The sequence below is a fragment of the Tenacibaculum sp. SDUM215027 genome, from assembly GCF_050566205.1.
GTDB lineage: Bacteria > Bacteroidota > Bacteroidia > Flavobacteriales > Flavobacteriaceae > Polaribacter.
The window spans coordinates 315164-327816 of sequence record NZ_JBNXUE010000004.1 but is presented as its reverse complement, the minus strand read 5'-3'; the positions used below and the strand labels follow the sequence as shown (position 1 = coordinate 327816).

The 12653-nt window shown below is 31.1% G+C and carries 11 protein-coding genes; 8 read left to right on the top strand and 3 right to left on the bottom strand.

All coding sequences use genetic code 11. The features are described 5' to 3' along the window. The first annotated feature begins 2 nt into the window (after positions 1-2). The gene (locus ACQYZ7_RS11560) at positions 3-1073 is read left to right on the top strand and encodes a YncE family protein (RefSeq protein ID WP_430729893.1); all 1071 of its coding nucleotides are present in this window, start codon (positions 3-5) and stop codon (positions 1071-1073) included. A gap of 64 nt (positions 1074-1137) precedes the next feature. Here the strand turns inward: ACQYZ7_RS11560 and ACQYZ7_RS11555 are convergent, their stop codons facing one another. Next, positions 1138-1551 carry a thiol-disulfide oxidoreductase DCC family protein gene (locus ACQYZ7_RS11555; RefSeq protein ID WP_430729892.1) on the bottom strand — a complete coding sequence of 138 codons (414 nt, stop codon included), beginning with the start codon at positions 1549-1551 and terminating at the stop codon, positions 1138-1140. A 148-nt stretch (positions 1552-1699) separates the two neighbouring features. On the opposite strand from ACQYZ7_RS11555, the gene ACQYZ7_RS11550 reads away from it, so the two are divergent. From ACQYZ7_RS11550 to ACQYZ7_RS11535, 4 genes are read left to right on the top strand one after another with little or no spacing between them, the layout of a single operon-like run. Beyond that, the gene (locus ACQYZ7_RS11550; RefSeq protein WP_430729891.1) at positions 1700-2404 is read left to right on the top strand and encodes an ABC transporter ATP-binding protein; all 705 of its coding nucleotides are present in this window, start codon (positions 1700-1702) and stop codon (positions 2402-2404) included. A 2-nt stretch (positions 2405-2406) separates the two neighbouring features. Next, the gene (locus ACQYZ7_RS11545) at positions 2407-3636 is read left to right on the top strand and encodes an ABC transporter permease (protein ID WP_430729890.1); all 1230 of its coding nucleotides are present in this window, start codon (positions 2407-2409) and stop codon (positions 3634-3636) included. Between the two features lie 2 nt (positions 3637-3638). Next, positions 3639-4883: an ABC transporter permease gene (locus ACQYZ7_RS11540; RefSeq protein WP_430729889.1), complete on the top strand. Its 1245-nt coding sequence runs from the start codon at positions 3639-3641 to the stop codon at positions 4881-4883. A gap of 22 nt (positions 4884-4905) precedes the next feature. Continuing rightward, entirely contained in the window at positions 4906-6012 is a 1107-nt protein-coding gene (locus ACQYZ7_RS11535) for an efflux RND transporter periplasmic adaptor subunit (protein WP_430729888.1), read from the top strand. 273 nt (positions 6013-6285) lie between these two features. Here ACQYZ7_RS11535 and gcvT read toward each other — a convergent pair whose 3' ends face one another. Beyond that, positions 6286-7368, bottom strand: a complete 1083-nt coding sequence (gene gcvT / locus ACQYZ7_RS11530) for a glycine cleavage system aminomethyltransferase GcvT (RefSeq protein WP_430729887.1) — start codon at positions 7366-7368, stop codon at positions 6286-6288. Between the two features lie 224 nt (positions 7369-7592). Between gcvT and ACQYZ7_RS11525 the strand changes: the two genes are divergently transcribed. The 3 genes from ACQYZ7_RS11525 to priA all read left to right on the top strand — a co-directional run bounded on the left by ACQYZ7_RS11525 (position 7593) and on the right by priA (position 10945). Further along, positions 7593-8138, top strand: coding sequence for a TlpA family protein disulfide reductase (locus ACQYZ7_RS11525; RefSeq protein WP_430729886.1), 546 nt, complete (start codon positions 7593-7595; stop codon positions 8136-8138). An 18-nt stretch (positions 8139-8156) separates the two neighbouring features. Then, on the top strand, positions 8157-8378 hold the full coding sequence (locus ACQYZ7_RS11520; protein ID WP_430729885.1) for a VF530 family DNA-binding protein: 222 nt from the start codon (positions 8157-8159) through the stop codon (positions 8376-8378). A 143-nt stretch (positions 8379-8521) separates the two neighbouring features. Then, positions 8522-10945 (top strand): replication restart helicase PriA, encoded by a 2424-nt coding sequence (gene priA, locus ACQYZ7_RS11515; RefSeq protein ID WP_430729923.1) that lies wholly within the window; start codon positions 8522-8524, stop codon positions 10943-10945. A gap of 83 nt (positions 10946-11028) precedes the next feature. Here the strand turns inward: priA and ACQYZ7_RS11510 are convergent, their stop codons facing one another. Next, complete coding sequence (locus tag ACQYZ7_RS11510) at positions 11029-12630, bottom strand: YecA family protein (RefSeq protein WP_430729884.1); 1602 nt, start codon at positions 12628-12630, stop codon at positions 11029-11031. Between the last annotated feature and the right edge of the window lie 23 nt (positions 12631-12653).

Genomic DNA, 12653 nt, shown 5'->3' with positions numbered 1-12653 from the left:
AAATGAAAATAACTAAACTATTAGGAGTATTATTCTTAGGGAGTATTCTTTTTACATCATGTAGTGATGATAGAAGTCCAAGTTTACCTAAAGGGGATTATGAAAACGGAATTTTAATAAGTGGTGAAGGAAATAGATCAATTTCTGGTTCTGTTTCTTTCGTTTCGAATGATTTAACTACAGTAGAAAACACAATTTATAAAAAAGTAAATAATGCAGAGTTTGGAGAATATGTTCAATCAATAGCATTTGATAATGATAGAGCTTACATCGTAACAGATAATCAAAATACAGTAACAGTAGTAGATAGATATACTTTTGATAAAGCAGGAACCATTACAACAGGTTTATCAAAACCAAGGTATATGACCGTAGTAGGAAATAAAGGTTATGTAACTAACTGGGGAGCTACAGATAATGATAGTGATGATTTTGTTGCAATTGTAGACTTAAACTCTTTAGAAGTAGAAGGAAAAGTAGACGTAGCTTTAGGACCAGAAAGAATTATTGCTAAAAATGGAAAATTATATGTTTCTCATTTAGGAGCATTTGGAACAAATAATAAAGTAGTTGTAATTGATATAGCTACGAAATCAGTGGTAAAAGAGGTGACTGTTAAAGATAGACCAGATGAGTTGTATATAGATAGTTCAGGTAAGTTAGTCGTTTTATCTCAAGGAAAAACTATTTATGATGCGAATGGGGATGTAGTAGGACATACACTGGCAGCTATTTCTTTTATAAACACAAGCAATAATGAGGTTGAATCAGAATTAACTTTTAATGAAGGCGAGCATCCATCTCAAATGGTTTTAGAGGGAAATGATATTTACTATAGTTTAGGAAATGACATCTATAAAACGGATGTGAACGCTAATTCTTTACCAACTACCGAGTTTTTAGCTACAGATTCAGCTATCCTTTATGGCTTAGCTGTAAGAGACAATGAAGTTTTTGTATTAGATGCTAATTTTTTGGGTAATAGTAAATTAGATGTTTATGACTTATCAGGAAAGACTAAAAAAGATACTAAAGAAGTAGCTTTAGGAGCTTCAAAAATTTATTTTAATTAAGTCGGTCCCCCAATAGACAGGGAAATATTGCTATGAATAAGCTCACCACTTGGTGAGCTTTTTTTTATAAAAATTTTTCTTGTATTTCTTTAGAAGGAATCATGCACGCTTCTTTTTTACCAAACCATTTATAACGATTTTTAGCAATATAATCGTATACAATATTTCTAAGCCCTTCAGGTAGAATCCAAAAAACTTGAGTTAACTTCCAAACTCCACCAAAACCATTCATAATTTTTAAAGCCGCTGATGATTTAATATCATAAGCCACATTTGGTTCATATAATATAATAGAATCAATTTTAGAGGTATCTACCCCTAAATACTGTGTAATTTCTTTTCCTATATCCGATTGAAGTGAAGTAAAAACAAACATATTTTTAGTGTCATACTTTATAACTTTTAGCACACTATCGTTGCAAAAATTACAGACACCATCAAATAAAATCACTTTTTTATTACTAGGTAAATTGTTCATATTTAATTTTTTGAGAAAAATTAAGTGTTAACTTGTAACATAAATCAAAATTAAGCGTCTTGTAAGAAAGTAAATAATGATTTAACAATAATTTATTAGTAGATTAGATAAATTAGTATTTATTTTTATTTAAAAATTAACTAACACTATGATTCGAATAGAAAATCTTCACAAATCTTACCCTATAGGAAAAGACTCACTTCACGTTTTAAAAGGGTTAGACTTACATATAAAAGAAGGCGAGTTTGTATCTATTATGGGGTCTTCAGGATCAGGGAAATCTACATTATTAAATATTGTAGGTTTATTAGATACACATGATGAAGGAAAGTATTACTTAAACGGACAGCTAATTGAAGACCTAAATGAAAAGAAAGCAGCTGTATTACGTAATAAATTTTTAGGATTCGTTTTCCAATCTTTTAACTTAATTTCTTACAAATCAGCCTTAGAAAATGTAGCATTACCGTTATACTATAAAGGGATTTCTAGAAAAGAACGATTAGAAACAGCTTTAGAATATCTTGAAAAAGTAGGGTTAAAGGAATGGGCAGATCATTTACCAAATGAGCTTTCTGGAGGTCAAAAACAACGTGTAGCAATTGCAAGAGCGTTAGTAACAAAACCAAAAGTTGTATTAGCGGATGAACCAACAGGAGCGTTAGACTCAACTACAACAGATTCGGTAATGGATTTACTAAAAGAAATTAACGATGAAGGAATGACGGTTTTTGTAATTACACACGAAGAAGAAGTAGCAGCACAAACTAATAGAATTGTTCGTTTAAAAGATGGTGTTATAATTAGTGATGAGTTAACAGAAGCAGCAACGAATAAAGCAAAAGCAATTTAATTATGTTTGATTTAGATCGCTGGAGAGAAATATTTCAAAGTATTGGTAAAAATAAGCTGCGTTCTGTTTTATCAGGATTCACCGTAGCTTTCGCTATTTTACTATTTACGCTATTATTCGGAATTGTATCAGGTTTACAAAATCAGTTTAAATCGGCTTTTGTAGACGATGCAACCAATGCTATGTTTGTAAGAGTATGGAAAACATCTAAACCCTATAAAGGATTACAAACAGGAAGAAGAATTCAGTTAAAAAATAAAGATTTTGATTATGTTAAAGATGAATACGAAAACAAAATTCAACACTTAACAGCAAGAATATATAAAAGTGTAAATATTGCTTATAAGAACAACCAAAATAGTTATCAATTACGAGCTGTACACCCAGATCATCAATTTTTAGAAAAAACAATTATTGATGAAGGAAGGTATATTAACGAATTAGACTTAAAAAATAAATCTAAAGTAATTGTAATTGGTAGACTTGTAAAGCAAGACTTATTTGGAGAAAAACCAGCTTTAGGAAAAAGAGTAAATGTTGATGGGATTTCGTATAAAGTAGTCGGAATATTTTCTGATAAGGGTGGAGATAATGAAGAAAGATTGACTTATATGCCCGTAACAACGGCACAGAAATTATATGGAAACAATGATTATATCAGTCAAATTAATATAGGATACGATCCAAAATTAAATTTAGATCAAGCTATTACATTCGGTAATCGACTAGAAAGAGATTTACGTAAGAAGTTAGATATTCATCCAGATGACCAAAGTGCTTTATCAGTTAGAAATATGGCAGAAGCAAACAAAGGAATTAACCAATTTATGTTTGCATTGTATTTCATTGTCATATTTGTAGGCTCAGGAACTTTAATTGCAGGAATTATTGGTATTAGTAATATTATGATTTTTGTAATAAAAGAACGTACCAAAGAATTTGGAATCCGTAAAGCACTAGGAGCTAAACCTTCCTCAATTATTGGTATGGTTATTCAAGAATCTATTTTAATAACAACAATAGCAGGGTATTTAGGTTTAAGTTTAGGAACCTATATATTAAGTGCTATTGGAGATAGTTTAGAAAAATACTTTATAAAAGATCCAAGTGTAAGTCCAGGAATTGTAATAGGAGCTACCATTATTTTAATCTTATCAGGATTAATTGCAGGGTATTTACCAGCAAAAAAGGCAGCACAAATTAAACCAATTGTAGCACTAAGAGCAGACTAATTATGAAGTTTTTATTTGATTCAGACACTTGGCAAGAAATTTACGGAAGTATTCGTAAAAATAAATTAAGAACAGGTATCACCATTGTAGGTGTACTATGGGGAATTTTCATATTAGTAGTTTTATTAGGAGCTGCTCGTGGTATGGAGAATAACTTTAAAAGAATTTTTGGAGATTTTGCTACCAATAGTGTTTTTTTATGGACACAGAGAACAGATATGCCTTTCAAAGGATTTCAAAAAGGAAGAAGGTTTGACCTAACGTTTAAGGATATTGAAGTTCTTGAAAAAGAATATAGTAATGAAATAAAGCTATTAGCACCTAGAAATCAAACTAACGGTACTGTTGTTAAAGATTTTAAATCAGGCGATTTTCAGGTTAGTGGAGACTATCCCGTTTTAGATCGAGTGCAAAAGAAAGATTTAATCTACGGAAGATTTTTGAATCAAAATGACATAAAGAACAACTCAAAAGTTTGTGTTATTTCTGAAGATATGTACAAACAGTTGTTTGATAAAAAAGAGATACCCATTGGGCAGTATGTTAAAATTAGTAATGTAAACTATAAGGTTATAGGGGTTTATAAACCTTCAAATACTATAGATATTGATGGAGATACAGCATACATTCCGTTTACAACTTTTCAAAAGGTATATAATACTTCTAACAAGGTAGACTGGATGATGATTACGGCCAACGAAGGAGTTGACATCAAACAAATGGAAAAAGATATTTTGTTAACCTTAAAAAGTTTGCACAAAGTACACCCAGAAGATAACAGAGCCTTTGGTAGCGTAAACTTAGGAGACCAAATAGATAAACTAATGGGGTTTTTAACAGGAATGCAGTTTTTAACATGGTTTGTAGGTATTGCAACCTTAATAGCAGGAGTTTTTGCGATTGGTAACATCTTATTAATTACCGTAAAAGAACGTACTAAAGAGATTGGGATTAGAAGAGCTTTAGGCGCAACACCAAGAAGTATAAGAAGACAAATAGTATTAGAGTCTGTTTTCTTAACCACTGTAGCAGGAATGTTAGGAATTATTTTTGGAGGACTCGTACTGTTTCTATTAGATTTTACAGTAGGAAGTGGAGACGATCCAACATTAGTAAATCCAACCGTAAATATACCCATAGTAATGTTGGCTTTTTCAATCCTAGTAATTTTAGGAACTTTAATAGGATTAATACCAGCATATATGGCAACAGTAGTAAAACCAATAGAAGCATTAAGAGAAGAATAAAAAAAGAAATAATCAATTAATCATGAGCAAAAGAGCAAAAATTATCTTAGGAATAGTAGCACTATTATTTGTAGTCATCCTAATTTGGTTAGGGAAGAAAAATCAAAAAAGTGTGGTAACCTATGAAACAGAGAAACCATTTAAAACAACCATCGTAAAAAAAGCAGTAGCTACAGGAAAAGTTGTTCCTTTAGAAGAAGTAGAGATTAAACCTCAAATTGCAGGAATTATAGATAAAATTGTTGTTGAAGAAGGGCAAATAGTAAAAGCAGGAGACTTATTAGCAACAGTAAGAGTAGTACCAAACGAACAATCGTTACAAAGTGCTAGAGGAACAATAAACTCAGTACAAATTCAATTAAACAATGCTAAAACGCAATACGATAGAAATAAAAACTTGTTTGATAAAGGTGTAATTTCTAGTCAAGAGTTTGAAACATCACAATTGTCATACAATCAAGCAAAAAATGATTTAAGAAATGCTCAAAATGATTACCAAATCATTAAGAAGGGATCAGTAGGTTCAGCAGGAGCAAATACTAATATTAGAGCAACAACATCTGGTATGGTTGTAGAAATTCCTGTAAAAAAAGGATACCAAGTTATTCAATCAAATAACTTTAATGAAGGTACTACCATCGCAACAATTGCGGATATGGAAAAAATGATTTTTGAAGGGCAAGTTGATGAATCTGAAGTAGGAAAATTAATAAAAGGTTCAAACATAGAAGTTTCATTAGGAGCTATTGAAAACAAAAAGTTCCCTGCAATATTAAACTTTATAGCTCCAAAAGGAACAGAAGAAAACGGAGCTGTACAATTTAAAATTAAGGCAGATGTTAAACTTGATGAAAACTATTTTGTAAGAGCAGGTTATAGTGCCAATGCAGACATAGTTTTAGAGAAAAAAGATAGTGTTTTGTCTATTAAAGAATCATTGTTACGTTTTGATAAGAAAACAGAAGAACCATATGTAGAGATAAAAAAGGGTGATGATGAGTTTGAAAAAAGAGAATTAAAATTAGGAGTTTCTGATGGAGTAAATATTGAAGTTTTAGAAGGTGTAACTGTTGAAGATGAAATTAAAATATGGAACAAAGCATCAAAAGATGATGAGAAGAAAGACTAAGAATATTTAAACTATTGACTAATAGTTATAAAGCAGTTCTTTTAAGAGCTGCTTTTTTACTTTTAGGGCATGAAATAATACACTTATATCTAAAAAGGTATCATTTATGGAAGTTAAAGCTAAAAAGGCACTTTAGTTCTAGATATTTGAAGTGCTCAAAGAAATAAGGAGTACTTAATTTAATTTTTTGGGGAAAATTAAATTATTTTAAATAAGGGGTAAAAAGCAGCTTGAAAAAGCTGCTTTTTTTATTCTGTAATAAATATTTTTGGTTTATCCTTTGTAGAAAGGTAGTTTAACCACTTTAGCAGGAATTTGCTTCTTACGAACTTGTATAAAAATATCACTATCAACTTTAGAGTTTTCTTTAGTAACATATCCTAATCCAATTCCTTTTCCTAAAGAAGGACTCATAGTACCAGAGGTAACACGACCAATCTTATTCCCATCAGCATCTACAATTTCGTAATCATGACGAGGTACACCACGATCAGTTAATTCAAAAGCTACTAGTTTACGAGTAACACCAGCTTCTTTTTGAGCTTTTAAAGCTTCAGCATTTACAAAGTCTTTAGTAAACTTTGTAATCCAGCCTAAACCAGCTTCTAAAGGAGAGGTAGTATCATCAATATCGTTACCGTATAAACAGTACCCCATCTCTAAACGTAAAGTATCACGAGCAGCCAAACCAATAGGCTTAATTCCCCAATCTTTTCCAGCTTCAAAAACGTTGTTCCAAAGTTGTTCAGCATCTTCATTTTTTACATATACTTCGAAACCACCAGAACCAGTATACCCAGTAGCAGAAACTACTACATTCGGAATTCCTGCAAAATCGGTAATTTGAAATGTATAAAACTTAATAGTAGATAAATCTACTGAGGTTAACGATTGCATAGCCTCGGCAGCTTTAGGTCCTTGAATAGCTAATAATGACCACTCTTCAGAACGGTTCTCCATCTCAACTTTTAAGTCGTTATGTTGAGAAATCCAGTTCCAATCTTTTTCAATATTAGAAGCATTTACTACTAACATATACTCATTTTCAGCAATCATATAAATAATTAAATCATCTACAATTCCTCCATCAGCATTAGGCATACAGCTATACTGCGCTTTTCCAGGAACTAATTTAGAAGCGTCATTAGAAGATATTTTTTGAATTAAAGCTAATGCGTTTTCTCCTTTTAAAAAGAATTCTCCCATATGACTTACATCAAAAACACCAACTCCTTTTCTAACAGTTTCGTGTTCAATAGTAACCCCTTCGTATTGTACAGGCATGTTATAACCTGCAAAAGGAACCATTTTTGCTCCTAAAGCCTCATGTACATGTGATAAAGCTGTATTTTTCATTATTGTGTATTGTTTGTTTAAAAAAAGTGATGCTAAAGTATTGAAAAAATAGCAAACAATACGGGCGAATCTGTGTAATATTATAATAGTATAGTACCCAAATGTTTGTTAATGTTTTCTTTGTCTTAGCAAAGAATGGTAGATTTGAGAAAGATTAAGAGGAAAAGATAATTACTTGTAATGCTCTAGTGATTAAAACGACAATTTAGCTAAAAATAATTTTAATGAAACTAAATAGAAAAACGATTTCAAACATTGTATTTGTAGTAATTATTGGTTTGTTATTGTATCCGCCAACTAAAGTGTATTTTATTAGATTAGTTTCGTTTTCTCCTTCAACGATTACTGAAGAAAAAAGAGAAACATTAAATGATTATGACTGGAATCTTAAAGGCTTAAACACAACCAATATAGATTTTAATGAAACAAAGGATAAAGTAGTTTTTATAAATTTTTGGGCAACGTGGTGTCCACCTTGTATTGCCGAAATGCCAAGTATTCAAAAACTATACGATGATTATAAAGACAAGGTTGAATTTGTTTTTATAAGTAACGAAGATTGGACAACTATTGATGCTTTTTATAAAGATAAAGGCTATGATTTACCAACGTATAATATTTTATCAAAAGTACCTGACCAATTGGTGAGTAACTCAATTCCAGCTACGTTTATTCTTAACAAAGAAGGAACTATTGTTGTAGATAAAAAAGGACCAGCAGATTGGAATAGTGATAAAATTAGAATTTTGTTAGACGAATTACTACAATAGAATATTTACCTTTGTAGCATGAGTCAAGAACAGCCAAACAATCCGCTTCACGGAATAAAATTAGCCACCATGTTAGAAGAACTATACCTAGAATATGGTTGGGAAGAAATGGGAGAGATGTTGAATATAAATGCCTTTAAAAAGAACCCAACCTATAAATCAAGCTTAAAGTTTTTAAGAACAACACCGTGGGCAAGAGAGAAAGTAGAAAAATTGTATTTAGAAATGATAAGTAATTAATTAACTCAATTCTTTAGAGGTTATCGTTGTTTTTCTATTCTAATGAAGTTATAAATACACAGATTTTAGTGTTTATAGTCTACTGATTTTTGTGTAGTTTTGATTTCATTGTAAAATAAGTTTCTATCCATTTCATCGACGTCATATTACCCATTCCGTTGCAAAAAACGTTTACCTATTTGGTAACCGAAGCAGAAGCCGCTTTCTTAAAAAAAGGAATGCGTGTAGCGGTTCCTTTTGGAAAAAGTAAAATCTATACCGCGTTGGTGTTTAACATTCACCAAACTGCACCCGAAGTATACGAAGCCAAAGACATTCATCAAATATTAGATGATACTCCTATTATAACGGAACAGCAACTACAACATTGGCAGTGGATTTCGAGCTATTATATGTGTTCGTTAGGTGATGTATACAGAGCAGCCTTACCATCAGCATTCTTGCTAGAAAGTGAAACGATTGTCTATAAAAACGATGAATTCACTGAGGAAACTATTTTAACCGATGAAGAGTTTTTAATTTTTGAAGCATTACAACATCATTCACAATTAACGATTCATCAAGTTGCTGATATTTTAGGTAAGAAAACTGTATTGCCAATCATCAATGGGTTGATTGAGAAAAGTGCTATTTATATAAAAGAGGAAATTTACGAAACCTATAAGCCGAAATTAGTTAAATATGTGCGTTTGCATGCTAATTACAACTCGCAAGAAGGTTTACAAACACTTTTAGAAGAACTTTCCAGAGCTAAAAAGCAACGAGAAGCCGTCTTAACCTATTTTCAGTTAGCGGCTTCTAAAAAGCCGATAAAAGCAAAAGATTTAGAAGAGCAATCGGGAGCTTCTTCTGCAGTTATAAAAGCATTGGTTGATAAAGACATCTTTGATATTTATCATATTCAAACCGACCGAATCAATTATCAAGGAGAAACAAATCAGATAAAAGAACTCAATGAATTTCAGCAGGAAGCCTTCAATCAAATAAAAACTTCTTTTGAAACGCAACAAGTAAGCTTATTACACGGTGTTACAGGTTCTGGTAAAACAGAAATTTATGTAAAACTAATTAAAGAAGTGATTGCTGAAGGAAAACAGGTATTGTTTTTACTACCTGAAATTGCTTTAACAACCCAAATTATTACCCGTTTACAAAACTATTTTGGGAATTTCATTTCGGTATTCCATTCTAAATACTCGATGAACGAACGCGTAGAAGTGTGGAATAATGTATTAGAAAATAAACCGAAGGCGCAAATTATTTTAGGCGCACGTTCTTCGTTGTTTTTGCCATTTTCAAATTTAGGACTGATTGTGGTGGATGAAGAGCACGAAACTTCCTACAAACAATTTGAACCGTCACCACGTTACAACGCACGTGATGCCTCGGTAGTATTAGGTCATTTACACCAAGCTAAAGTATTGTTGGGTTCAGCAACACCATCGATAGAAAGTTATTACAATGCTACACAATCTAAATACGGATTTGTTGAATTAACCCGTCGTTTTGGAAATATTCAGTTGCCTAAAATCGAGCTGATAGACATTAAAGAAAAGCATCGAAAAAAGGAAATGAAAGGTCATTTTTCTGATCGATTGCTAAAAATGATTACGGAAGCGTTAGAGGAAAAAGAGCAGGTTATTTTATTTCAAAACCGACGCGGATTTTCGCCAGTGGTAGAATGTACTACCTGTGGAGTATCTCCTCAATGTCCGAATTGTGATGTGAGTTTAACCTATCATAAATTCCGTAAAGAACTCAAATGTCATTATTGTCATTACCAACGTTCGATGCCAAATAGTTGTGGTGCTTGTGGAAGTGTTACTTTAGACACCAAAGGTTTTGGAACGGAGCAAATAGAACTCGAGTTAAAAGAGCTATTTCCAAATCATAACATTGGACGAATGGATTTAGATACCACGCGTGGTAAATATGGATATCAAAAAGTAATAGGAGCTTTTGAAGCACAAGAGATTGATGTTTTGGTAGGAACACAAATGCTTTCTAAAGGATTGGATTTTGAAAACGTATCGTTGGTAGGAATCTTAAATGCGGATTCTATGCTCAACTTCCCTGATTTTAGAGCTCATGAGCGTGCTTTTCAGTTGATGGTACAAGTATCGGGTAGGGCAGGACGTACTAAAAAACAAGGAAATGTGGCCATACAAACCTACAACCCGTATCATCAGATTTTACAGCAAGTATCTACCAATAGCTATACAGAAATGTATAAAGAGCAATTGCAAGATCGTTGGCAGTTTCATTACCCGCCATACTATCGCTTGATAAAAATTACCCTAAAACACAAAGATTACACGCGTGTTGATAACGGTATCAATTGGTTAGCAAAAGCTTTACAGAATGTGTTTCATGAAAATGTATTGGGGCCTACAGCTCCGGCGGTTTCTCGTATTCGAAACCAGTATATTAAAAATTTAGTGATTAAAATTCCGCCAAAGCAATCCTTAGGAAAAACAAAAGAGCAGCTACAAAAAATTAAAAACACCTTTGAAGCGGTAAAAGATTTTAGACCGATTCGTTTTATTGTGGATGTGGATGCTTATTAGAATTTAAATTGATATTGGATTAAGAAAATTTGTTAGTAGGAGGAAACCGCAGCAAATTACCATATACTTTGTTGGTAACTAGCTTATAAACAACATTTTTTAAATTTAATTCCACTACCACAAAAACAAAAATCATTTCTACCAATGTTTTTAATTAATTCAATAAAGTTAGGTTCATTTCTATTTAAGAGTTTAGGATAATAATCTTTATCAAACTTTTGAGCAAAATCGTTATCAATTCCAACAAAATCTGAATTCGGAAACTTTTTTAAATCATTTTTTAAGTACATTCCAAAATACGTTAATTCATTATCGGCAAAGAAATATTTTGAATTAATTGTTCTTTTTTTTAGATAATCAAATAAATTATCAAAATCATTAATGTAATCTAAGATGACTTCTAAATCAAAGATACTCATTGCGACTGGAATAGTGTTTTCTTGGTGGAAGAATAATCTTGTATGAGCTGTTATAGAAGCATAATTATCAAGAACTATACAAGCATGATATATTTCTTCAATTTTTCCATAATCAATCTTTTTTCCACTTTCTTTTGATAGTAAAAAGCAATTATTTTTTAATATGTATTCATAGGGTATCAAAGCTTGATTATTGGCATCTTGAATAGCAAGTTTAAAATCTTTATGAAACTGTTTAATGTTACCTTCTTTGGAAAGCTGAGTTAATCTTTTAGCTTTTACTTGAAAGATTAGCATTTTATTATTTTCAATAATGCAAACATCAATGTCGGTTAATGTTTCTGTTTTTTTTTGTTTAACTTCAAGTTCTGTGTGTATGCTTGTCTTATTAATTTTTCTCTCTAAAATTTCTTTGACAATTTTTTCTGCTGAATCTCCTCTGTTTTTAAGAGCGATAGACGAATATTTTTTGTCATTATTCATCCAATAAAATGGACTGTCATAAATCGTTTCTGCTAATAAATAAGGGATTGGAATTGTGTAATTATTTCCGTTTTTTAATACAGGTCTAATTCTAAAAGTATTAAAATCTCCAAATTCATTAAAGTTTTGATTCAAAACTTCATCGTCTTTTATAGATATACTATCTAATATTTTTATAAAATTTGGATTCTTTTTGAACACATAGTTATTTGCAGAAATAGTGTAAAATTTAGAAATATCTCTTCTGAATTTTTCCGTATTGAGTTTATAGTTCAGTAATGTTTTAATATAATTAAAAAGCTCTTTAGCCTCTTTTAATTTAAATCCTTTATTTTCCAATATCCAGTTTTCATCGAGTTTGTATTTCTTCTCATAAAAATTAAAATATTGATAATCATATGCACCTGAACCAGCATAGTATATTGTTTCTTTTATAGCTTCAGGACTATTTAAAAAATCAATTTGATAATCAGTTTTTTTAGGGTCAAGTTTTGGAAAAAAAGATAAAAAAGTCATGTGATAATCATCCATGAGTTGATGGATAATTTTTGCATGCTTTTCAATGGTTAAGTTTTTGTTTAGGACTTTGTTTCTGTTCTTTAACCAAAGACCTAAAAGGAATGAAATCTCATATTCATTCAGTATCACTTTCAAATCTCTAGTTTCTAATTCTTTAAAATTACAATTTAAATTCTTGTCTGTAAGAAATAACACAAGTTTTAGAAAATTAGAATAAGATGATAATTCGTTTAATTTATTCAGGATTTTTTCTTTTTCGTCCATAATTTTCTAAAACTTGTTGCAAC